Annotated in this window: 19 protein-coding genes and 1 tRNA gene; 8 read left to right on the top strand and 12 right to left on the bottom strand. The window is 69.5% G+C overall.

Annotation, left to right across the window (positions count from 1 at the left end; all coding sequences use genetic code 11):
- Positions 1-19: 19 nt before the first annotated feature.
- The 5 genes from AB5J87_RS14980 (at position 20) to AB5J87_RS14960 (ending at position 5,249) form a co-directional block, all read left to right on the top strand.
- Positions 20-1,576, top strand: a complete 1,557-nt coding sequence (locus tag AB5J87_RS14980; RefSeq protein ID WP_369383530.1) for an NADH-quinone oxidoreductase subunit M — start codon at positions 20-22, stop codon at positions 1,574-1,576.
- The gene (locus tag AB5J87_RS14975; RefSeq protein ID WP_369377110.1) at positions 1,573-3,198 is read left to right on the top strand and encodes an NADH-quinone oxidoreductase subunit N; all 1,626 of its coding nucleotides are present in this window, start codon (positions 1,573-1,575) and stop codon (positions 3,196-3,198) included. The genes AB5J87_RS14980 and AB5J87_RS14975 overlap by 4 nt, the downstream gene beginning before the upstream one ends.
- A 198-nt stretch (positions 3,199-3,396) precedes the next feature.
- Positions 3,397-3,852, top strand: a complete 456-nt coding sequence (locus tag AB5J87_RS14970; RefSeq protein ID WP_369377108.1) for an MscL family protein — start codon at positions 3,397-3,399, stop codon at positions 3,850-3,852.
- A 147-nt stretch (positions 3,853-3,999) separates the two neighbouring features.
- A complete protein-coding gene (gene htpX, locus AB5J87_RS14965) occupies positions 4,000-4,863 on the top strand; it encodes a zinc metalloprotease HtpX (RefSeq protein WP_369377107.1) in 864 nt (287 codons plus the stop codon).
- A complete protein-coding gene (locus AB5J87_RS14960; protein ID WP_369377105.1) occupies positions 4,860-5,249 on the top strand; it encodes a YccF domain-containing protein in 390 nt (129 codons plus the stop codon). The genes htpX and AB5J87_RS14960 overlap by 4 nt, the downstream gene beginning before the upstream one ends.
- A 586-nt stretch (positions 5,250-5,835) precedes the next feature.
- On the opposite strand, the gene AB5J87_RS14955 is transcribed toward AB5J87_RS14960, so the two are convergent.
- A complete protein-coding gene (locus AB5J87_RS14955) occupies positions 5,836-7,053 on the bottom strand; it encodes an APC family permease (RefSeq protein WP_369377103.1) in 1,218 nt (405 codons plus the stop codon).
- A gap of 86 nt (positions 7,054-7,139) precedes the next feature.
- On the opposite strand from AB5J87_RS14955, the gene AB5J87_RS14950 reads away from it, so the two are divergent.
- A complete protein-coding gene (locus AB5J87_RS14950) occupies positions 7,140-7,412 on the top strand; it encodes a GlsB/YeaQ/YmgE family stress response membrane protein (protein ID WP_369377102.1) in 273 nt (90 codons plus the stop codon).
- 183 nt (positions 7,413-7,595) lie between these two features.
- Here AB5J87_RS14950 and AB5J87_RS14945 read toward each other — a convergent pair whose 3' ends face one another.
- The 3 genes from AB5J87_RS14945 to AB5J87_RS14935 all read right to left on the bottom strand — a co-directional run bounded on the left by AB5J87_RS14945 (position 7,596) and on the right by AB5J87_RS14935 (position 9,641).
- Entirely contained in the window at positions 7,596-8,255 is a 660-nt protein-coding gene (locus AB5J87_RS14945; RefSeq protein WP_369377100.1) for an alpha-ketoglutarate-dependent dioxygenase AlkB, read from the bottom strand.
- Entirely contained in the window at positions 8,252-8,818 is a 567-nt protein-coding gene (locus AB5J87_RS14940; protein WP_369377098.1) for a methylated-DNA--[protein]-cysteine S-methyltransferase, read from the bottom strand. Before AB5J87_RS14940 ends, AB5J87_RS14945 begins: the two co-directional genes overlap by 4 nt.
- Positions 8,819-9,152: 334 nt before the next feature.
- Positions 9,153-9,641, bottom strand: a complete 489-nt coding sequence (locus tag AB5J87_RS14935; protein ID WP_369377097.1) for a YajQ family cyclic di-GMP-binding protein — start codon at positions 9,639-9,641, stop codon at positions 9,153-9,155.
- Between the two features lie 190 nt (positions 9,642-9,831).
- Here AB5J87_RS14935 and AB5J87_RS14930 point away from each other — a divergent pair.
- A tRNA-Tyr gene (locus AB5J87_RS14930) sits at positions 9,832-9,913 on the top strand.
- Positions 9,914-10,325: 412 nt separating this feature from the next.
- Positions 10,326-11,687, top strand: a complete 1,362-nt coding sequence (locus AB5J87_RS14925) for a hypothetical protein (RefSeq protein WP_369377096.1) — start codon at positions 10,326-10,328, stop codon at positions 11,685-11,687.
- A gap of 325 nt (positions 11,688-12,012) precedes the next feature.
- On the opposite strand, the gene AB5J87_RS14920 is transcribed toward AB5J87_RS14925, so the two are convergent.
- The 8 genes from AB5J87_RS14920 to AB5J87_RS14885 form a co-directional block, all read right to left on the bottom strand.
- A complete protein-coding gene (locus AB5J87_RS14920) occupies positions 12,013-13,386 on the bottom strand; it encodes a tyrosine-type recombinase/integrase (protein ID WP_369377094.1) in 1,374 nt (457 codons plus the stop codon).
- Entirely contained in the window at positions 13,386-13,523 is a 138-nt protein-coding gene (locus AB5J87_RS14915; protein ID WP_369383529.1) for a helix-turn-helix transcriptional regulator, read from the bottom strand. Before AB5J87_RS14915 ends, AB5J87_RS14920 begins: the two co-directional genes overlap by 1 nt.
- Positions 13,524-13,579: 56 nt before the next feature.
- On the bottom strand, positions 13,580-15,448 hold the full coding sequence (locus AB5J87_RS14910) for an ATP-binding protein (protein ID WP_369377093.1): 1,869 nt from the start codon (positions 15,446-15,448) through the stop codon (positions 13,580-13,582).
- Between the two features lie 2 nt (positions 15,449-15,450).
- On the bottom strand, positions 15,451-16,317 hold the full coding sequence (locus tag AB5J87_RS14905) for a bifunctional DNA primase/polymerase (protein WP_369377092.1): 867 nt from the start codon (positions 16,315-16,317) through the stop codon (positions 15,451-15,453).
- A 143-nt stretch (positions 16,318-16,460) separates the two neighbouring features.
- Positions 16,461-18,530, bottom strand: a complete 2,070-nt coding sequence (gene traB / locus AB5J87_RS14900) for a plasmid transfer protein TraB (RefSeq protein WP_369377091.1) — start codon at positions 18,528-18,530, stop codon at positions 16,461-16,463.
- A 50-nt stretch (positions 18,531-18,580) separates the two neighbouring features.
- A complete protein-coding gene (traA, locus tag AB5J87_RS14895) occupies positions 18,581-19,183 on the bottom strand; it encodes a plasmid transfer protein TraA (protein WP_369377090.1) in 603 nt (200 codons plus the stop codon).
- Entirely contained in the window at positions 19,183-19,722 is a 540-nt protein-coding gene (locus AB5J87_RS14890) for a hypothetical protein (protein WP_369377089.1), read from the bottom strand. Before AB5J87_RS14890 ends, traA begins: the two co-directional genes overlap by 1 nt.
- A complete protein-coding gene (locus AB5J87_RS14885) occupies positions 19,719-21,074 on the bottom strand; it encodes a hypothetical protein (protein WP_369377088.1) in 1,356 nt (451 codons plus the stop codon). Before AB5J87_RS14885 ends, AB5J87_RS14890 begins: the two co-directional genes overlap by 4 nt.

The following is a 21,074-nucleotide window of genomic DNA, read 5'->3' as shown; positions in this document are numbered from 1 at the left end:
TGATATCAGCGCGTCCGTGATGCAGTTCCTTCTCGCGTTCGTCGTCGTCGGCCCGCTCCTGGGCGCGGTGGCGGCCCTCCTGCCCGCCCCGCCCGGGCTGAAGGGGAAGTCGCCCGAGCAGGCCGTGCTCCGCCACGGCGTGACGGTCACCGGCGCGATCCTGCTCGCGGCCGTCGTCCTGGCGCTCGGCTTCGACCGCGACCACGCGTCGAAGATGCAGGCCACGACGGACATCAAGTGGATCCCCACGCTCAATGTGCGCATCCACCTCGGCATCGACGGCATTTCCCTCCCCCTTCTGGTCCTGACCGCGCTGCTGACCTTCCTCTGCGCGCTGTACAGCTACTTCAAGATGCCCGCGGGGCCGTCCCCGAAGGCGTTCGTCACGCTGCTGCTCGTCCTGGAGTCCGGCACCCTCGCCACCTTCGCCGTCCTCGATCTGCTGCTGTTCTTCCTCGCGTTCGAGATGGTCCTCATCCCGATGTACTTCCTCATCGCCCGCTGGGGCGGTGGCCAAAGGCAGGCCGCCGCCTGGAAGTTCATCCTCTACACCCTGCTCGGCTCGGTCGTGATGCTGCTCGGCCTGCTGCTGATCGGGCTGAAGACCGGCACCTTCGACATGGTGGCACTCGCCACTGACAACGGCCGGGGCATGACCACGTCCGTGCAGGTCATCGCCGTTTTGGCGATCGGGCTCGGGCTCGCGGTGAAGACCCCGATGTGGCCCCTGCACAGCTGGCTGCCGGACGCGCACACCGCCGCGCCGACGGTCGGCTCGGTGCTGCTGGCCGGCGTCCTGCTGAAGATGGGTACGTACGGATTCGTCCGGATCGTCCTGCCGATCGCGCCGGATGGAATGCACCGGTTCGCCCCGTATCTGGCCGCCTTCGCCGTCGCCGGGATCATCTACGGTTCGCTGGCCTGCCTGGCCCTCGCCAAGCGGGGCAACAAGGGCGACCTCAAGCGCCTCATCGCCTACTCCTCCGTGGGCCACATGGGCTTCGTGCTCCTCGGCATCGCGAGCATGACCCCCACCGGCGTCAACGGCGCGCTCTTCGCCAACATCGCCCACGGCCTCATCACCGGCCTGCTGTTCTTCCTGGTCGGCGCCCTGAAGGACCGGTACGGCACGGCGGATCTGGACACCCTCGCCGGGGCCACCGGCGCCGCGCTCTACGGCCGCGCCCCGCGCCTGGGCGGCCTGCTCGCCTTCGCGGCCGTCGCCTCGCTCGGCCTGCCCGGCCTCGCCGGGTTCTGGGGCGAGATGCTCTCGATGTTCGGCGCCTTCGACCCCGCCGACGGCCTGAGCCGCCCCGCCTTCCTCACCTTCGTGGCCATCGCGGCCCTCGGCACTCTGCTCACCGCCGCGTACCTGCTGGTGGTCGTGCGCCGCGTCTGCATGGGCGCGACCGCCGACCGGGCCGACGAGCCGCGGCTCGCCGACGTCCAGGGGTACGAAGTGGCGTCCTGGAGCCCGCTCGTCGCCCTCACCGTCCTCGCCGGCCTGTGGCCCGCGGTCCTCCTCGGCCTCACCGATCCGGCCGTCCACCAGCTCCTCGCAGGAGGCAAGTCGTGACCGTGGCCGCCGCAAGCGCCGCATCCGTCTCCGGCGCGGCAAGCGTCGTCCAGTCCGTCGACTGGCTCGCGATCGCCCCGCCGGTGATCACCGCGTCGGTCGCGCTGATCGTGCTGGTCGCCGACCTGTTCCTGCCGCGGCGCCACAAGCCGCTGCTCGGCTGGCTCTCGGTCGCCGGGCTCGCCGCCGCGCTGGCCTGCCTGGCCCCGCTGCACAAGTCGGCGCGCTCCACCTTCTGCCTCACCACCAACCCCGAGGCGTGCAGTTACACCGTCGACCGGTTCACGCTGGTCATCCAGCTCCTGGTGCTCGGCGGCGCCCTGCTGGCGGCGCTGCTCTCCATGACGGAGACCGAGGAGAAGCTGCCCGCGGGCGAGTTCTGGTTCCTGCTGCTCTCCTCGGCGGCGGGCGCCGCCCTGCTGCCCGCCTCCCGGGACCTCGCGACCCTGGTGGTCGCCCTGGAGGTCGCCTCGCTGCCCGCGTTCGCGCTCGTCGGCCTGAAGCAGGGCAACCGGCTCTCCTCGGAGGCGGCCCTCAAGTTCTTCCTGTCGTCGGTGACCGCCACCGCCGTCATGCTGCTCGGCGTCAGCTTCGTCTACGCGGCGACCGGCACCCTGCACCTCACCGAGATCGCCAACCGCCTCGCGGACGTGCCCTACCAGCTGGACACCCTCGCTCAGACGGGCGTGGCGCTCACCCTGGTGGGCTTCGCCTTCAAGACGGCCGCCGTCCCGTTCCACTTCTGGGTCCCCGACACCTATGTGGGCGCGCCCCTGCCGGTCGCCGCCTACCTCTCGGTCGTCGGCAAGGCCGTCGGCTTCTCCGGCCTGATCCTGGTCGCGGTCATCGCCTTCCCGGCGTACGCGGACGTGTGGGGCCCCGCGATCGCGGTCGTCGCCGCACTGACGATGACCGTCGGCAACGTGGCGGCGCTGCGCCAGTCGGCCACGCGCGCGTACAGCGCGGTCCGGCTGCTCGCGTGGTCCTCGGTCGGCCAGGCCGGCTATCTGCTGACACCGGTCGCGGCGGCGGCCTACTCCAGCGACGCCCAGGTCGGAGCCACCGTCGCGTACGCCCTGATGTACGCGGTGGTGAACCTCGGTGCCTTCGCGGTGGCCTCGCTGGTCGCCCGCTCGCGTCCGCTGAACCGCATCGCCGACTACCGCGGCCTGTACGCGGAACGGCCCCTGGTCGCCCTGTCCCTCGGCTTCTTCCTGCTCTGCCTGGCCGGTCTGCCGCCGGGCATCATCGGCCTGTTCGCCAAGGTGACGGTGTTCTCGGCGACGGTGGACGCGGGCCTGGGCTGGCTGGCGGTCGTCATGGCGTTCAACGTCGTGATCGCCCTGTACTACTACCTGCGGTGGACCGCGGTGCTCTTCCGCGCCCCCGAGGCCGCGGAGGCCGAGCCGGAGCCCGCCCTGGCCGCGGCCAGGGTCGCAGAGGGCGGGGGAGCGCAGGCGGATCCGGTGGCCGGCGCCGCGGGCGTGCTCACGGCGCGCCCGGCGCGCCTCGCCGTCCCGCTTCCGCTCGCGCTCGCCATCGCGCTCACCGCCCTCGCGGGCATCGCGCTCTCGGTGATGCCCCAGATCGCCCTGCACTTCGCTTCCATCAGCCTGTTCTGAGCCGCCAGGCCCCCCGTTCCGGGGCGGCCGGAGGCGCTGAGCGGCCCGTTCGGCCCAACCGGGCCACCCGGATCCGGGCAGCGGGTTTGAACTCGGACGCCCGGACAAGGCACTGTCGTACGCACGTCCGGGGACGCACGCGTGCCCGGACGGAAAAACGTTGCATCGGGCAGCCGGAAACGACGAGGAGCGACAGCAGTGCTGAGCGGGTTCAAGGACTTCATCCTTCGCGGGAACATAGTGACGATGGCCGTCGGTCTGGCCGTCGGATCGGCTTTCACGGCGGTGGTCACCGGCTTCAGCACCGCCTTCATCACCCCGCTGATCGGCATGGCCACCCGGTCCACCGGCGACTTCACCACGGCGACCTTCAAGGCCGAGGGCGTGGAGTTCCCGTACGGGAAGTTCATCAGCGCGGCCATCGCGTTCCTGATCACGGCGGCGGTGCTCTACTTCCTCGTCGTCGTCCCCATGATGAAGGTCCAGGCGCGCCTGGACCGGGACAAGCCCGTCGACATCAAGGCCGCCCTGCGCGACTGCCCCCGCTGCTACACCCAGATCCCGGGCATCGCGACCCGCTGCGGGCACTGCACCAGCGAGCTGGAGCCCGACCCCAAGGCGCTGGAGCTCGCGGGACTGCCCGCCCCGCGCTGACCCACCCGTACGGAGTAGCCGCCCTCCGGCGCGCACAAGGGAACCAGCGGTCCTCGTCTGGCGTTGACCAGTACGGGAGCGTCCACTGGAAAGTGGAAGGACCACCAGGCAAAGGGTTCCCCTGCCGCACCATTTGGAGGGCGTACCGTGCACCGCCGGCACAACGGGTTGAGGACCGCTGTCCTTCTCGGAGGACTGTCCGCGCTCATCATCGTCATCGGCAGCTTCTTCGGGCGCATGGGCCTGATCGTCGCGCTGCTCGTGGCACTGGGCACCAATGCGTACGCGTACTGGAACAGCGACAAGCTGGCGCTGCGCGCGATGCGCGCCAGGCCCGTCAGCGAGTTCGAGGCCCCGGCTCTCTACCGGATGGTCCGCGAGCTCTCGACGACCGCGCGCCAGCCCATGCCGCGCCTGTACATCTCACCGACCCAGGCGCCGAACGCGTTCGCGACCGGCCGCAATCCGCGCAACGCGGCCGTGTGCTGCACGGAGGGGATCCTCCAGATCCTCGACGAGCGGGAGCTGCGCGGAGTCATCGGCCATGAGCTCAGCCATGTCTACAACCGGGACATCCTGATCTCGTCGGTCGCCGGAGCGCTCGCCTCCGTGATCATGTTCCTGGTCAATTTCGCCTGGCTGATCCCGGTGGGCCGGTCCAACGACGACGACGGCCCTGGCATCTTCGGCATGCTGCTGATCATGATCCTCGGCCCCCTGGCGGCCACCGTGATCCAGCTGGCGATCAGCCGCTCGCGCGAGTACGAGGCGGACGCCTCCGGGGCCCAGCTGACCGGCGACCCGCTGGCCCTGGCGAGCGCCCTGCGCAAGCTGGACGCGGGCACCAAGCAACTGCCGCTGCCGCCGGAGCCGCGGATCGAGACCGCGAGCCACATGATGATCGCCAACCCCTTCCGCCCGGGCCAGGGCGTCTCCAAGATGTTCTCGACACATCCGCCGATGGCGGAGCGCATCGCCCGACTCGAACAGATGGCAGGTCCCCGCCCGTGAAGACAATCCTGAACGTCATTTGGCTGGTCCTGTGCGGCTTCTGGATGTTCCTGGGCTATGTGCTCGCGGGCGTCCTGCTCTGCATCACGATCATCGGCATCCCGTTCGGCCTGGCCGCGTTCCGGATCGGGCTGTACGCGCTCTGGCCCTTCGGCTACACGGTGGTGGAGCGGTCGGACGCGGGCGCCGCGTCGTGCATCGGCAATGTCCTCTGGCTGATCCTGGCCGGCTGGTGGCTGGCGCTCGGCCACATCGTCACGGGCTTCCTGCTGTGCATCACGATCATCGGCATCCCGCTGGGCATCGCGAACTTCAAGCTGATCCCGGTCTCGCTGCTCCCGCTGGGCAAGCAGATCGTGCCGACCGACCAGCCGTTCTACCGGTAGCCGAGGGGGCGGCGGGCGGGCCGGGACCGCGAGGCCGCGGCAGGTCCGCCGCCAGTCCAGACCCGGTCCGCGCACCCCGTCCGCACCCGGTCCGTCGCGTGGCGGCCGGGAGTTATCCACAGGCTGGGACGGCTCGCGGACGGATGTCGGCGATGTGGTCCACCATGGAGCCATGACCGAGAACGAGAAGGTGTCCGGGGCCTCATCCGCCGGTTTCCACCGCGTACGGATCGGCCGCGCCCGCCGAATATGAGGGCGCGGGCCACGGCATGACGGGTGGTCCGCCGATGGGGTGTTCGCGAGCGGCGGCCCGCCGCCGGTGATCCGTCGACGGCAACGGCCGATGGCCGATGAGCGATGGGTGTCGGGTGATTCGCGCGGGCAGGCGCGGGCGCGGGTATGTGCGCAGGCGCGGGTGGGCGCGGGTGCGCGGTTGAGGACGGCGGTGCTGGTCGCGTCGGCGCCAGGTACGTGGCGTGGGGGCGCGGCTGCGGGGCGTGGGCGTGTGGGGCGGGGCGGTGAGCGGTCGGGCGACGATCGGCCTTCCGCGCGCAGCACCGGGCGCCGAGGCCCCGTGAATCCGTGCTCAGCGTCGCCGCACGGCGTACGCGACCGTGCCCACGACCAGGACGGCGCTGCCCGCCAAGACCGACGACAGCGGCAGCGCGAAGGCGAGCAGCAGGCACCCGGCCAGCCCGCAGACCGTGAGCAGCCGTCCGGCGCGGCCCGAACCGAGCGTCCAGGCGGACGCGTTGGCGATCGCGTAATAGACCAGCACCCCGAACGACGAGAACCCGATGGCCCCGCGCAGATCGGCCGTGGCAGCCAGCACCGCCACCACCGCGCCCACCGCCACCTCGGCCCGGTGCGGTACCTGGAACCGGGGGTGGACGGCGGCCAGCGGCCCCGGCAGATGACCGTCCCTGGCCATCGCGAGGACCGTGCGCGAGACCCCGAGGACCAGCGCCAGCAGTGACCCGAGCGCGGCCACCGCCGCCCCGGCCCGCACCACCGGCACCAGCGCCGGAGCGCCCGCCGCACGGACCGCGTCGGCGAGCGGAGCCGACGCCCGGCCGAGCCCGTCCGCACCCAGAACAGAGAGGACCGCCACCGCGACACAGAGATAGACGGCCAGCGCGATGCCCAGCGCCAGGGGAACGGCGCGCGGGATCGTCCGGGCCGGATCGCGCACCTCCTCCCCGAGGGTGGCGATCCGGGCGTACCCGGCGAACGCGAAGAAGAGCAGCCCCGCCGCCTGGAGCAGCCCGCCCGCGCCCCCGGACAGCCCGACGTCCAGGTGCCCGGAGTCCGACGACCCCAGGCAGGCCGCCACCACCGCCGCGAGGACCGCGAGCACCAGCGCCACGATCGCCCGCGTCAGCCACGCCGACTTCTGTACGCCCCCGTAGTTCACGGCGGTGACCGTCACCACCGCCGCGACCGCCACCCAGTGGGCCTGTCCCGGCCAGACGTAGGCGCCCACGGTCAGAGCCATCGCCGCACACGAGGAGGTCTTGCCGACGACGAACCCCCAGCCCGCCAGATACCCCCAGAACGGCCCCAGCCGCTCCCGCCCGTACACATAGGTGCCGCCGGACGCGGGATAGCGGGCGGCGAGCCGTGCCGAAGCCATGGCGTTGCAGTACGCGACGGCCGCGGCCAGTGCCAGCGCGGCGAGCAGCCCGGTTCCGGCCACGCCCGCCGCCGGGGCGAGGGCGGCGAAGACACCCGCACCGACCATCGACCCGAGCCCGATGACCACGGCGTCGAAGACGCCCAGCGTGCGGCGGAGTTCCTGTGTCATGCGCCGCACCCTAACCACCGACGCAACCACGCCCTGCCGGGCATACGTCTTGCGGAATGACATCAGATGAAAGGCAGGTTCAGGACATGGGCATCGTCAGTTGGATCATTCTCGGCCTGCTCGCCGGAGCCATAGCCAAGGTCCTGCTCCCCGGGCGCGACCCGGGCGGCCTGATCGGTACGACGGTCATAGGCATAGCGGGAGCGTTCGTCGGCGGCTGGATATCGGCCCGCTGGCTGGACCGCCCCATCGCCAACCACTTCTACGACGGCGCCACATGGGCGGCGGCGATAGGCGGCTCGCTCGTGCTGCTGATCGCCTACCGGATCGTCTTCGGCAATTCGCGCGACCGGCGTTAGGTGCTGGGTGCTGGGTGCTGGGTGCTGAGGCGGGTGGGCGCGCGTAGACGACGAGCGCGGGCGGCCCAGCTGGACGAGCCACGGCCGGACGAGCCTCGGCTCAACACGGGCCCTGCTCAATGTGCCTCGGCTCAACGGTCCCGGCTCAACGGTCCCGGCTCAACCGTTCCGACTCAACGGGCTTCAGCTCAGGCCGGTTTCGCGGAGCGTCAGGTTGAGGCGGCCGACGGAGAGGCCGGTGCCGGGGTCGCCCGTACCCGGGAGCACTTTGGGCACCCCGTGGTAGGCGAAGCGCGAGGGCCCGCCGAAGACGAAGAGGTCGCCCGAGGCCAGCTCCACGTCGGAGTAGGGGCGGTTCCGGTCCGCGGTGTTGCCGAACCGGAAGACGCAGCTGTCGCCGACGCTGAGGGAGACGACGGGGGCGCCGGAGTGCTCGTCCTTGTCCTGGTGCATTCCCATGCGCGCGTCGCCGTCGTAGAAGTTGATGAGGGCGGTGTCGGGGGAGTAGCGCGCTCCGGCGGCGGGGTCGTCGTAGGCGTCGGCGACCGCGGCGCGGCCCAGGTCGAGCAGCCAGTCGGGGAAGGGGGCGACGGGACGGCCGTTCACGTCGTCGGCGGTGCGGGTGTACCGGTAGGGCTGCCAGTGCCAGCCGACGCAGACCGTCTGCACGGACATCACACCCCCGCCCGGCAGCACGGTGTGCCGGATCGGCACGGGCCCGCGCGCCCACTCCCGACAGGCGACGACGAGCTGTCGTTGCCGGTCGGGGGTGAGCCACCCGGGCACGTGCACGGCGCCGGGGGCGACGACGGCGCGCGGCCGGGGGAAGAGGGCGCCGCTCACACGGCAGACCCGGGAGAGCCGCTGCGGGGGCCCGGCTGGGCCGTGGTGGCGTCGGGTAGTTCTCCCAGGGCTCCTTCGAGTCCCAGGAGCCGGCGCTTGCGGTCGAGGCCGCCCGCGTACCCCTTGAGGGTGCCGTCGGACCCGATGACGCGGTGGCAGGGGCGGACGACCAGTACGGGGTTGCGGCCGATGGCCGTACCGACCGCGCGCACCTTCACGGAGGAGGCGCCGATGCGGCGGGCGATCTCCCCGTACGAGGTGGTGGCGCCGTACGGGATGGCGTCCAGCTCCGCCCAGACCTGCCGCTGGAACTCGGTGCCCGAGCCGGGGGCGTATTCGATGTCGAAGCGGGTCAGCTCGCCGCCGAAGTACGCCCGCAGCTGGCGGGCGATCTCCTCGAAGGCGTCCGGCGCCAGGCGCCACCCGTCCTGCACGGCCGCGCCGCCCTTCTGGCCGGGCAGGGAGAGCGAGACCAGCGCGGTCCCGCCGGTCGCGGTGGCGGACTCCTCACCGACGAGGAGCAGCTCGCCAAGGGGACTGTCGAGGGTCGCGTAGACCGTCATCGCACGTTCCTTTCCTCGCGTACGAGATCGAGTCTGCGACCCCCGCGCGCCGCCTGCTGGCGGAAATCGGACAGGGCGTCCGAGGGGGCGGGCGACGCGAGGGGGGCGTATGTGTCACCCGGTGGGTCGCCCGGCCGACCTGCGGGTTCTGCCGGGTGACGGTCGGATTGCCCGGCTGTCGGCCGAACCGGTTGCGGGTCCGCCCGCCCGTCCGCCTGGCAAGCCGGCCATCGGCCCACCCGTACGGGCAGTCGGCCCTCGACTCGGCCGGACGGGCAGTCGGCCTTCAGCCACCCGCGCAGGCTGCTGGTCCGCCGGTCCGCCGGCCGCCTGCCTACCGGTAGTTCACGAACTGCAGCGCGAAGTCGAAGTCCTGGCCCTTGAGCAGGGCCTGGACGGCCTGGAGGTCGTCGCGGCTCTTGGAGGTGACGCGCAGCTCCTCGCCCTGGACCTGAGCCTTGACGCCCTTGGGGCCCTCGTCGCGGATGACCTTGGCGACCTTCTTGGCGTTCTCCTGGGAGATGCCCTCCTGGATGGAGGCGAAGATCTTGTACTCCTTGCCGGACAGCTGCGGCTCACCGGCGTCCAGCGCCTTGAGCGAGATGCCGCGCTTGACCAGCTTGGTCTGGAAGACGTCGAGGATCGCGGTGACGCGGTCCTCGGAGTTGGCCTCCATCAGGATCTTCTCGCCGGACCAAGAGATCGACGCGCCCACGTTCTTGAAGTCGTAGCGCTGCGAGATCTCCTTCGCGGCCTGGTTGAGGGCGTTGTCGACCTCCTGCCGCTCGACCTTCGAGACGATGTCGAAACTGGAGTCGGCCATGTCCTGTGGCTCCTTGGATCGGGTGCGTGGGGGTACGGCCTGGCTGCCGAACCGTTGCCCCAAAGCCTAGCCACCCACACCCGCGCGAAGCGCTGATCAACCGGGTGGCGAAGCACCCCCGTACATCAGGTATCGTTTACGTCGTTGCCAGGGAGCACCGCGAAAGCGAGCCCCACCGGCGACATCCCATGGCGGTGTGCCCGAGTGGCCAATGGGAGCGGACTGTAAATCCGTCGGCTTAGCCTACCCAGGTTCGAATCCTGGCGCCGCCACGCGATGTGAGACCCCCTGTCACCTGCGGAAACGCGGGAGGCAGGGGGTCTTCTCGTTGTCCGGGAGTGATCTTTCGAGCGGAATCGAAAGTGGGTGAGCTGTCTCACATTGGGTCACCCGGATTCGGGGGGTGACCAGGACGTGCGGGCCAGTCGCGGGCCATGGCCGTCTGGGTGGGACGGGTCTGAGTGTCGACAGGATGGCGCTTGCCGCCTCGGCGGCAAGCGACGGTAGTCGGGAAGGTCCAGCCTTGCCCAAGGCTCCTCGCTCCGTGTGGGGCGTCGTGGGTGCGGTCGGGAGGGAGGCGCGTGGCTCTCCATGGCCTTGTTCCGGCAAGGGGCCCCGGACTCGACAAGATCGATTTCGTTGAATCCAGTGCGCGCACCATTGTCACCTGGAAGGATTCCCCCCATGCTGCTCATGATCGCAAAGTCGGCCGAGGTAAGCCAGCATCCAACCAACGCTCTGAAAGTGTTGACAGAGCGCCTCTCTGGCCAGTACCACGCAGTCGTTAATCCGCTTCTGTTGCGCCAGGCGGAGCTGTTTGGGATTCCTGAATCGAGACTGACCTCCTCAACGCGCGACAAATTCCGCCAAGCGGCTTACATGCCGGACGATAATGTTATTGCGGCCGAGATGTATGCCAAGGGGAGTATTCTGATTGCCATACGCCTGATCGAGGCAACCAGCAGTAGGCCTCGGCGCGGTGCGGATGGAAAGATGGCACGCCAAGAGGTTACGTATCGAGCAATATCTGTGGCTTACGCTGGACCGGCTATCGATGACAGGGTGATTTCCGAATTCGAATCCCACGTGAAAGACCTTTGGGATGCTGACCTTGTTGAGATTAAGGCTGCATCGAGGAAGTTGGAGGAGATCGAGCAGGTAAGCCAAGGGGGTCGGGCTGAATGTCCTACGGAGCAGGATATTCTCTGTGCAAACATTTTGTCCGATAGGTCCACAAGGGTGCTTGCGGTTGCTATTAAGTCTTCGAGTGGCCTACTGTTGAGTGATGCCCCGAAGCAGATTCCACAGAAAGAGCGAGGGCGTCTTGATGAGGTGGTAAAGAGTCTCGCCGACGCCGGTGTGGTAGCGGCAGAGATCGTTGTCATCTGCTCAAAGACGTCAGCTCAGGTGAATCGAGTTCCTAGTATTGAGGTTCTCGCTTCCCTGGATGAGCATGGAATTCGATGCTCATGTGGCAGGAAGCTATCTGAAGAACGGACGGAAGAAGCTCTCAGCGTGACCGACTATGGAAGGGTCATGCTTGATGGGAGTCGGTGGCTCTCGGTCCTGGTCCTGCATCATCTGATGGATCTCGGTGTTCCGATCGGTAGTATCAGGATGGAGCAGGAGTATGCGGGGGAAGAGATTGACTGCATCGCCGATGTTTATGGAAGGCTCGTGCTGTTCGAGCTGAAAGATAAGCAGTTTAATCTCGGCAATGCCTATTCGTTTGGCGCAAAGGTTGGTATTTTCAGGCCGGACTACCCGGTTATTATTACGACCGAAAAGGTCGGGTCCGATGCTCGCGAGCACTTCGCTCGGTCCATGCAGCGGGGGCGGCGATCGCCGCGCTATCTATCTGGTGATGGTGACGCTGCCGAAAGTATGCAATTCATCGAAGGGATCACGAATCTCCGTCCGGGCCTTGAAGATCTTTTGACTTCGCTTGCCATCGAAGCATTCGCGCCCATCACCCAGTCGGCGCTGAATTTTGCCACTGGATCGCCTGCGGCGATCCTTGCTGCTTGGTCGGGGCGAAACTTGTGACCTGACCAGATGGGTGGGGCACAGTGAGTGCCGCGCGCTTATGTGGCTTGCATTATGAGGCAATCCTAATTTCTGGCTTTTAGTCGCAGTTATAGTTGTAATTCGTGGTAGCTGATGTAGAGCTTCACGCGCCCTGCTCAGTTGATCAAACCCTTGATGTCGGGTGGGCTTAGAGGGGGCAGCCGACTGGCACGGGATTGAACGGCCTGCCTTTGCTCCTTATTCGCGGACCGAGGGGGCGGGCAGCTCCATGCGGGCGCCAGCAGGTGAAAGGTGGGGGGGGGAGGATGGTGCCGAAATGACCTAAGTCAATTTTCTTTCAGCATCAGTTACTCCATTCCTCCAAAGCCAAGTCGATCCGTTTGTTGGCTCGTTCCTGCGACTGGGCCAGCACCTTCGCGTAGATCCGGAACATCACTGCGAGGCTGTGGCCGGCGCGGCGGGCGCACTCTGCTGGGTCTACGCCTGAGTGGAGCCAGAAGGAGATGCCTGCGTGGCGGAGGTCGTACGGGCGCTTGGCGAGTAGGGAGGCTTGGTCGGTGGGGGAGAGTGAGTGCTTTCTTGCTCTGGACCAGACCTCGCCGTATCCGCTCTCCTGGACTATCCCGCCTCGCAGGGTCTGGAAGACGCGGCCGTCTCTCGCCGTGCCGTGCTCCTTGATGTGGTTGCGGAGCAGTTCGACGAAGATCGGTGGGATCGGTATTGTGCGGGACTCCTCTGGGGCTCGCCATTTCAGGCTTCGTTGGTCGTGGGCCGATCCGTCGTCGGTCCAGGCCGTGCCGACGCGGACCATCCCTCGGCGCAGAGTGAGGGTGCCCCAGCCCGTCGTCGGCAGGTGGCACTGCTGCACGCGAAGGTTCACCACTTCCGACGGGCGCATAGCCGCGTAGTACATGCAGCCGAAGAAGGCTTCCAGGCTCTCGCCTCGCTTGCCCTGTTCGCGGACGGCCGCCAGGAGCTGGGTCACCTGCCGCGGGTTCGCAACGCACTCGGGGTCGACTTCCTCCGATGTGCGCGGGGGAGTCCAGCTCACCGAATCCAGCGGGTTCGCCATGGTGGTGAAGTACTTCGATTCGGCGGCGAAGGCCATGGCCTGGTTGAAGCAGACGCGCTTGCGGCGGGCTGTTCTCGCGGCGGCCGGCTTGCCGTCGAGCTTCGTGCTCAGCGCGCGGAGTGCCTTCCGGAGAACGAGTGGGTCTTCGAGGTTGGATACGGAGATCGACTGCTTCTTCATCCAGTCCAGGGCCTCGCGCCACTCCTGCCGCGGTTCCTGTTCGCGGGCCTTCTTGTTGTACGACCAGCTGTACAGCGCCCTCCGCAGCACCCTGTGATCCGGGCGTCCCGCTACAGACTTCACCAGTACGGGCGTGATCGTGGCCAATGCGTCGGCGAATCCGGGGCGGGACTTCGCCGGGGTGCTGTCCCAGCGGGCGTCGATGAAGGCGACGGAGTGGTCGTACCAAGTGACGGCTTGCTTTTGCTTGCGGAGTTCGGAGAGGGGGAGTCGTGTCTCCAGGTCGAAGGGCTCACCGTTGCGAGCGGCCGTGATGAGTTCGGCCTTGCGGCTGTCGGCCAGGGGCTTCGTCAGGTACGACTCGGATCTTTCCCGGCCGGCCACTGCCCATCTGACCTCGAAGGGCTTTCGCCTTCCTGAGCGCTCGCGTATTTCCCAGAAGCGGACGTTGTAGCTCGTGGGCATCAGTGGGTGGTCTCCTCGTGGCTCTCTAACCAGGCGTCGAACTCGTGGCGTCGGAACCGGAGGTGGCCGTTCGGGAGCTTTATGCACTTCGGCGCCTTGCCGCGGGCGCGCATGCGGTAGAACGCGGCGCGGGACATGTCGAGCTCGAACAGGACGTCGGCGAGTTTCAGGTGTGGCTCTCGGCGCAAGGTGATCAAGCCCCCTTGGTGATCGGGTCGGTGGGCGGTGTGGGGTCGCAGCCGGGGTGGGTGGTCTCGCCGTACGCGGCCAGGGCGCTGTCGAGCGGGTAGCCGCAGGCGTTGCACGCGGTGGTGGGAGCAGAGAGAGGGTGCATTTCAGCGTCCCCAGCGGTCCCAGCGTCCCCCTGCTCGTATCCATGCAGGTCAGAGGCAGTGCCGTGGGGGGACGCTGCGAAGAGGGCAGCGTCCCCCTCAGCGGTCCCAGCGTCCCCCCGGGCCGGAAGGGGGGACGCTGACGGCGTCGCGCTAGCGTCCCCCCTGTTTGTGCAGGTCACCGGCATTTCAGGGGTGGTGGGGGACGCTGGGGACGCTGTTTCGCACCTTCTCTCTAGGGAGGGCGTCAGCTTGTACAGGCGCTGCTTCTTCGGCTTCGGGCCGCGCTGGGAGTCGTCGACCTCGATGCCGATCGTGCGCAGGGCGGGGGCGAGGCGCTTCAGCTGGCCGCCCGCGCGCGTGGGGTCCTTGGGCCACTTCTTCGGCAACTTGTCGGGGGTCACGACCTGTTCGAGCAACTGCGAGGCAGTGACGGTGATGCCTTCGGCTCCCACCTTGTCGACCAGATCGACGACGGCCTGGGCGAAGGGCTCGCCGTCCAGGACGTCGGCGACGGCGTCGGCCGTGGCGGACCTGTACGAGTCGAGCGTGTGCCAGCCGGTGACCTGGTCGACGGCGGCCAGGACGCGGGCGAAGTCAGCCATGCGCGGGCGTTCGCTCAGCTCGACGTCCGGGAGAGCCTTGAGGACCTGGGCCAGGAGGTCGAAGAGCGAGGCGAGGATGGCGGGGTGGGCGTCGGCGTAGGCCCGGTCCAACTCGGCTTCCTCGCGCCGCTTGTGGTCGGGGATGAGCTGGAGCTCGATCGTCATGAGTCGTTCGGCCAGGTCGCCCGCGAGCGCTCCGGCGTCGATGGTCGTCATCGCCAGGACGCGCCGGAATTCGAGGACGACCACGTCGTCGTCCGTGTAGAGAGCGCGGTCGACGATGCCGTCGCCCGTGACCGCTCGGCACAGTGCGTCCGAGAGCCAGTCCGGGACCGTGGAGACGTTGTCGAGGCAGATGGCCCATGAGTTGAAAGCCTGTACAGCCCAGGACTTCAGGTCGCGGGGTGCGGTGCGTTTCGGGGCGCCGGACGGGTCGATGATCCCGATCACCATGGCTGCGCCCTTGGACTTGCCGGTGCCCTGCTCGCCGCGGAACGCGAGGATCGGGTGCGGCAGGTCCGGGATGAAGGACGCGACCAGCCACGCAGCCAGGAGCTTGAAGCCGTCGTCGGTCGTGTTGAGGAGCGTGCGGAGCTTGGCCAGGCCGTCGCCGTCACTGATGGGCTCGGGGAGCGGCTTCATGGCGCCGGAACGGCGGAAGACCACCGGGGAGGCGGGCAGGCGCTGCCAGCCTTCGGGGTCCACGGCGACGCAGCGGCCGTCGGACGTGCCGAGGTCGATGATGATGCGTTCGTAGTGCCTGGCTACGCGTAACTGAGGGGTCCGTGGGTCTGCCACTGCGGCGATTCCTTCAAGGACAGTCATGGCGTCGGCGAGGGCGGACTGGGAGGGGACCGTCCCGTTGTTGCTGTCGGCGAAGTGGCGGGCGAGCTGTGAGCGCAGGCCGGCCTTGCCCCGCAGGGGGAGTGCGAGGTTGGGGCCGCCGATCGTCACGCCGTACGGGCGGCCGTCGTCCGACATGAACAGCTCGTAGCGTTTGCGGGCGAGCGCGGCGAGCTGCGATGCCTGCGAGGGGCCCTTCTTGTCGGGGTCGATGCCGTTGGCCTCGACGATGCGGCGGGCGAGATCGGGAGGGCTGGGGGAGGCTGAGCCATTGGCGTGCACGGTCACCGGGCGCCTCGCGCGGCGGCACGAGCTGCGGAGGCGATGGTGGCGCGGGCTTCGCTCTCGGGCAGGCCGGTGTGTACAGCCGCCTCGGCAAGGGCCTGCGTCAGCTGCGTTCCGTGGTGGCTCTCATGCGCTCGGCAGGCCGCCCAGTAGAGCCGGTCGTTTCGCTGTCCTTCGGGAGCATTCAGAACGAACTGCACCAAGGCGACGGCCTGACGGCCGGAGACGGGCGTGGCGGGGTACGACGCGGGCGCGGGTGTCGTCGGGGTGATCAGGAGCAGCAGTTGGCCCGGGGCTGTGGCGATCGAGTGCCGTTCGGTGCCGGGGGTGAGCACGTACTGCCCTCGCAAGGTGGTGGAGCCTGGTCCGACGAGGTAGCCGCCCGAGCCGCGTACGTCGATGCCGGGTGCCAGGCGCCCGACGGAGTTCGGCACGGTGTGGTCGGCGGGGCCGCGCAGCCACAGGTGGCGGCCGCCGCTCGGCGTCGTCACGTCGACCGTCTCGGGAATGGCGAAGCCGCCGTCGTGCGCCAGGCGCCGGAAGTTGGCGATGCCGTCCACGCCGTTCTTCACGTCCAGGTCCACGCCGATGAGGTGGTGCGGGGGCCCGCCGCAGGCGATGCCGTACCCGGTGGCCCATGGGGCCGCGGCGAACAGCGCCCGGACCGCATCGGGATCGGTCGTCGCGTCGTGGACTCCGTGGCCGATCTGCCCGCACTCACCGCGGCACCGCACGGGGCGCCGCTCCGCCCGGTGCGGGGAGCGCACCGCAGGCAACTTGGTGCGGCTCAGTGGGATGACCGCCAGGCCGTGCGCGGCCGCGGCCAACGCCCGCTCGACAGGGGCGGGGAGGTCGGGGCGGGCCATGCTTGCCTTCTTCCTGGACGGGCGGCGGGGCGTGTCAGACGCGTCAGGCGGTGGTGTCGGACGCGTCTGACGGGGCTCGCGCGTGCGTATGACCTGTGCGTTCGGGACGGGCGGCGCTGCGGGTGTCAGACGCGTCCGACGCGTCAGGCCGCTTCGTCGTCGCGCACGATGCGGTACTCGCCGGTCTCGCCGGTCTCAGCCAGGCGACCGGCCATGACGAAGACCGCGACCTGTCCGGAGACCCAGGAACGGGAACGACCGTGGCGGTCGCAGTGCGCCATGAAGTCGGCCGGCCGGACGACCGTGCGGCCCTCCGCCTCGAACTCGTCCAGGAGCTCTTCCATCGCCCGTCGGGCCTGTGCGGGGGAGAGCTGGATCTTCGGCTGGGCGGGCGGACGTTCGGCGAACTGGACGACCGTGGTCGGTTCGGGGAGCGGCTGCTCGGGGTCGATGTCGTCCAGGTCCTCGTCGTACGCGTCGTCGTCCTCTGCGTCGTACGAGGTCGGCTCACCGGCGAAGGCATCGTCCGCGTCGTAGTCGTCGTCCAGGCTCTGGTCGTACGTGGTGTTGGGCATGGTGGTGTCCTCCTCGGGCTGTGTGGTGCCGGGCAGGGGGTGGCGGGTGCGGCGGGTGTATTGGCGGCCGACGGCCTTGGCCGCGGCGGCTTCGCTGACCGGATCGGCGGTGGCGCGTGTGGATGCGAAGGCGAGGACGACCCAGTCGAGGTACTCGCGGGCGGTGAGGTAGCTGCGGGCGGGAGTGGCCCACAGGGTGTCGGGGATGCCGTTGGCGACCAGGTAGGAGTAGCCCGGCTTCTTGTCCTTCCAGATGTGTGGTGCGGCGCCCACGTCCAGGACGTCGTCGTCTAGGGCGAAGGTGGCGTCGCGGTCGTTGCGTACGCCGAAGCACCAGGTGGAGCCGAAGGAGGCGCGGGTGTCGGTGGAGACCTGGTTGCCGGAAGCGCGCTGCATGGAGACCACCAGGGAGATGCCTGCCGAGCGGGCTTCCTGGCTTATGCCGGTGAAGACGTCGTCGTCGGTCTCGCGGATCGTCTTCGCGGCTTCCTCGAACCAGGCGATCAGGTACGGCATGCCCGGGGAGCCGTCGGCCTGGACGTCGGCGCAGGCGGGCTCCCACTGCTTGTAGCCGTACTTGGCCAGCCACGCCGTGCGGGCCGGGATGACCGCCTGGAGCGCGGCGATCATGGCCTTGGTCGACTTCACGTCCAGGGCGGCCCAGTCGATCGCGGGCAGGAGCGGGCCCAAGGTCTGCTCGGACTTGGAGGGGTCGGAGGCCCACACGATCACGTCGCGGCGGGTCAGGATCTCCCCGAGCGCGGTGACGCCGCCCTCGGACTTGCCCGAGCCGGTCATTCCCATGACGAGCAACATCATCGCGTTGCGGGATGCGGCCGGGTCGCCAGGGAAGAAGAGGACGGCTTCGGTGCCGTCCTCGTAGATCGCCACGTGCACCGGGTCTGCGATCGAGCCGCCGGGATGCGACGGCCCCGGGCAGGGGACCGTGTTCTTCAGCAGATCGCGAGGTACGACGGTGAGCTGGACCCGGGAGGCGGAGTCGGGGTCGTTCACGACCCGTACCGCGTTGGGCGGGACATCGAGCGCGGACGCGAGTTTGGGCAGGGCCTTGGAGACGTCGTCGTGGGTGAGTTCGCCGCGAGGCAGTTGAAGATCGAAAGTCGCCTTGTTCGGCGCGACCGTCGAAGCAGTGACCTGGGTCTTGGCGAGGCCGACCTTTTCGAGGAGTCCGCCGTCCGAGCCGCTTCCGGTCTGGTCGGGGTTACGGCGCATGATCTGGCGGATGTTCCAGGTCAGGGCGAGCGTAGGGGCGCCGATGAAGTACAGGCCGGGCAGCGGGCCGACCGTGGGGCCCGCGATGGCGGCCGCGGTGAACCAGCCGGACGACGCGGCCACCGTGATCGCGGAGTGCAGACGGCGCTGCTGGGTGGTCGCCTTGCCCGCCCACCAGGTCGCCGACGTCAGCGCGACGGACGCGAGGGTGAGCCCGGCGGTCGCGGCGGCGTTGTCGGCCCAGAACAGATGGGCGGGGAGAGAGACCAGGCCGGTACCGATCCCGGCCAGCCACGGGGGCAGGTGCGGCTTGGCGCGGTGCAGCAGGTACTCGATGACGCCCCCGCCGCCGGTCGCGGCCCGCAGCTGCTCCTCGTAGACCTGCTCCGGCAGGATCTCGTACACGGCCTGGACTCCTTACCTGGTGGGCCGGGTGGACCTGGTGCGCTTGGCGGCTACTGGTTGAAGTCGAAGCGGCGCCGTGGCTGGCGGGCCTGGCGGGCGCGGTAGTTCGCGAGCTCCGGTTCGAACTCGCGCTGGAACGCGGCGTACGTGGCGGCGGCGTTCTTGGCCGCGTCGCGGGCGTCGTCCGCGACCTTCTTCAGGCGGCGCGTGACGCGGCGAGCCCGCGCGCGGGAGCCGAACGCGCGGCCCTCGGGATCGGGAATCTCCTTGAGCGCGCCGTTGAGGACCTCGGCGGCGCCAGCGAGCTCGAAGGACAGCTGGAGGAAGACGAAGCGGGCCTGGTCGCAGTAGTTGCGTACGTCGGAGCTGTTGAAGAACTCCGGGTCGGCGAGCGGGCTGTGCCCGGACTTCTCCCCGCCGCCGGCGCCGCGCGAGAAGAATCCGCCGCCGGGCCCGGCGTTGGTGCGCTTGTTGGCGCCGGACTCGTTGACATGGAAGTGGTACTCGCGTGATCGGGTCCGGTTGGTCGTCCAGTTCGTGGTGCGTGAGCGGCCGTTGCCGTTGGCGCTGGACCCGTTGCGGCTCTGTCCCTGCGGCCGTTGGCGGGCGCCCTTGGCTTGGCCGAAGTCGGGGCCGGGGGTGAAGAAGGCCATCAGCGGATCTCCTCAATCGGGTCGACGGACGCACGGAGGGAGCGCAGCCACAGGACCTGGGCGGTGGTGGTGCTGAGCACCCACAGCAGTCCGAGCGGGCCGGACAGCGGGCCGAACACGATGGCCAGTGCTGCCCATGCGGTCGCCGCGGTGGCGAGTGAGGCCAGGCCGCGGCGCCACCTGCGTACGGTGCGGTCGGCGGCGGGCCGACGGCGCGAGGTCCAGGCCAGCCACACCAGCGGGGCGGCGGTGAGCGGGGCCAGGACCAGCCCGGCCCACCAGAAGACGGCGTGGGCGATGGCGGTCGCGGGAAGGGCGAGTACGGCGAGCCCGATGGGCGCCCAGGTGCGGCGGCTGTCCCACAGCCAGCCCCCGACGGCCCAGGCCGCACGCGAGGCGAGGGTGGGCTGCTCGGGGACGACCAGCACGATCGGCTGCGTGGACCGGCGGCCGAAGCCACGGCGACGCTGGCGGGGGATGCGTAAGGCGGTGGTACCGGGCGGCACCTTGGCCGTACGGGTGCGGGTGCGGTTGGTCACGAGACGTTTCCTTCCTGGGAGTTGAGGGTGTGCACCTTGGCCGCGTCCCGGATGCGGGCCGCGCGGGTGGCGCCGATGCCGTGGGCGCTCATCAACCACGTGGCCGACGGCTCCTGGCCGCCCGCCAGCCGTGTGAGGGCGGATTCGATCAGCTCGGCGTCCGATGCCTTGGCCGACGGCTTCGCGGCACGCGGGCCGGATCCCCGGCGACTCGGCCGGGTAGGGGCTCGGCTTTTCGGCGGAGTGGGCCTACCGGAAGGGGCTACCGGCGGCGGAACGGTAGGGCTCTGGCTGGCAGCGCCCGAAGGGGCTACCGGTAGGGCGGCGGCCAAGGCGTCGGCGGACTCGTCGCCGATCAACTCGTGGACGCGCCAGACGACGACCGGAGCGATGGACGCCGTCAGGATGATCAGCCACCAGGCCGGTCGCCCGGCGCCGTCGACACCGAACAGGCCGCGCTCGGCAAGGTGGTAGACCGCGTTCGTCCCGATCATCATGGCGAGCGCGGCCCGTACGTCCCGCCCCCGGTGGAACGCGGTGACCGCCCATACGTCGATCGTGACCGGTAGCAGTGCGGCCACGGCGCCGGGCCAGCCCACCAGGTGGGCCAGCTCGTACTCGCCGGATGCGGTCAGACCCACCGCCGCGCACAGAGCCGCCCATGGAGCCTTGCCCCACAGCCACGAGGCCCACCGCATCCGCAGCCGTCCTCGTACCGCCTCGTGGGCGGCGCGGGCGCGCTCGAACTCTGCTTCGGCCTGGTGGCGTACGGCGTCGGCGTCGTACCGGATGAGCTTGGCCTGGCGGTGGGCCGCGGCCACGATGCGCGCGGACTCCTGCGCGGCCTGGTCCCGCAGCTGCCGCGCCTCGCTGACGCAGGCCTCGGCTGATCGCCGCATCTGCGTCGCGTCGGCTGCGGCTCGCTCCCCGACCGTACGGGCGTCATGGGCGGCGGCCGTTCGGGTACGCGCTGCGGCCTCGATGGCATCGCGGTGCACGCGGTCGGCCAGGGCCCGGTGCTGGGTGAGGAATTCCTCGGTTTCATCACGGACCACGCCCGCGCGCCGACGGCTCTGCTCCAGGTCGCGTACGGCCAGGGCCCTGCGCTCTTCCACGTCGGCCAGCGCGCTGTGGGCTTCGGCGAGATCGGCTTCCGCCTGCTTGCGCAGCGCGGCGGCCTGGCGGTCGGCATCCGCGAGGACCTGCTCGGCATCGGCGGTGAGCGCCGCGGCTTCTGTCCGTGCCGCAGCGATCAGGTCTTCGGCCTGCCGATCAGCGGCATCCGACGTGCGCGGGGGCACGGAGGCCGTCCCCGCCGGCGGACGGCGCTTGGCGGTACGTCGGTTGGTCAT

Origin of the sequence: Streptomyces sp. cg36 (assembly GCF_041080675.1) — a bacterium.
In the GTDB taxonomy this organism is placed as follows: domain Bacteria; phylum Actinomycetota; class Actinomycetes; order Streptomycetales; family Streptomycetaceae; genus Streptomyces.
Note: the sequence above shows the minus strand (reverse complement) of the source record. Positions and strands in the feature narration are given on the sequence as shown.

What these genes read in the sequence shown, in the direction of transcription:
- AB5J87_RS14980 (WP_369383530.1), top strand. Translation starts at nt 20, where the DNA reads ATGCAGTTCCTTCTCGCGTTCGTCGTCGTCGGCCCGCTCCTGGGCGCG.
- AB5J87_RS14955 (WP_369377103.1), bottom strand. Translation starts at nt 7,053, where the DNA reads ATGACACAGGAACTCCGCCGCACGCTGGGCGTCTTCGACGCCGTGGTC.
- AB5J87_RS14950 (WP_369377102.1), top strand. Translation starts at nt 7,140, where the DNA reads ATGGGCATCGTCAGTTGGATCATTCTCGGCCTGCTCGCCGGAGCCATA.
- AB5J87_RS14940 (WP_369377098.1), bottom strand. Translation starts at nt 8,818, where the DNA reads ATGACGGTCTACGCGACCCTCGACAGTCCCCTTGGCGAGCTGCTCCTC.
- AB5J87_RS14935 (WP_369377097.1), bottom strand. Translation starts at nt 9,641, where the DNA reads ATGGCCGACTCCAGTTTCGACATCGTCTCGAAGGTCGAGCGGCAGGAG.
- AB5J87_RS14925 (WP_369377096.1), top strand. Translation starts at nt 10,326, where the DNA reads ATGCTGCTCATGATCGCAAAGTCGGCCGAGGTAAGCCAGCATCCAACC.
- AB5J87_RS14920 (WP_369377094.1), bottom strand. Translation starts at nt 13,386, where the DNA reads ATGCCCACGAGCTACAACGTCCGCTTCTGGGAAATACGCGAGCGCTCA.
- AB5J87_RS14915 (WP_369383529.1), bottom strand. Translation starts at nt 13,523, where the DNA reads ATGTCCCGCGCCGCGTTCTACCGCATGCGCGCCCGCGGCAAGGCGCCG.
- AB5J87_RS14905 (WP_369377092.1), bottom strand. Translation starts at nt 16,317, where the DNA reads ATGGCCCGCCCCGACCTCCCCGCCCCTGTCGAGCGGGCGTTGGCCGCG.
- traA (WP_369377090.1), bottom strand. Translation starts at nt 19,183, where the DNA reads ATGGCCTTCTTCACCCCCGGCCCCGACTTCGGCCAAGCCAAGGGCGCC.
- AB5J87_RS14885 (WP_369377088.1), bottom strand. Translation starts at nt 21,074, where the DNA reads ATGACCAACCGACGTACCGCCAAGCGCCGTCCGCCGGCGGGGACGGCC.